We start from the raw sequence: 495 nt of genomic DNA on the forward strand, positions 1-495 counted from the left end.
CAGCACGCTCGTCCTGGCCCGCTTCCTGTGGCTGGTGCCGCGCCCGGAGGAGGGCCGCCACGCGCACGGCGGGCCGGGGCTGTGGGGGCCCTGGGCGGCGCTCACCGTGCTGGCCTTCGCGGCGGTGTGGGGGCTGGCGCCGGACACGGCGGTGGCCAAGGTGCTGTCGGGGAGCGGGGCCTGGGCGGCGCTGTGGCCGGTGCTGGCCGGGAGCGCGGTGGCGGGGGCGCTCTGGCGCTGGCGGCCGCGCGACGGGTGGTGGCTGCCGGAGGTTCCCACGGGCGACGTGGCGCTGGTGCTGCTCCGCGCGGGCGCGTGGCTGCGGGACGTGGGGCGAAGGCGCTCGCTGGCGCGACCCCGGGTTCAGGGGCGCGTGCGCTTCGCGAAGACGCGGAGCCTGGCCCGGGGGCCCTGGGCGGAGGCCGTGGAGGCGCGGCTGGGGGCCTGGAGCACGCTGGGGCTGGCGCTGCTGGTCCTCGTGGGGCTGTACGTGGT

Annotated in this window: 1 protein-coding gene; it reads left to right on the forward strand. The window is 79.8% G+C overall.

The genetic code is table 11. The features are described 5' to 3' along the window. Window positions 1–495, forward strand: a 495-nt coding sequence (locus tag HV824_RS36095; RefSeq protein WP_217918045.1) for a hypothetical protein, incomplete at both ends; no start/stop codon positions are given.

Origin of the sequence: Myxococcus sp. AM009 (assembly GCF_013372605.1) — a bacterium.
Lineage (GTDB): Bacteria > Myxococcota > Myxococcia > Myxococcales > Myxococcaceae > Myxococcus > Myxococcus vastator.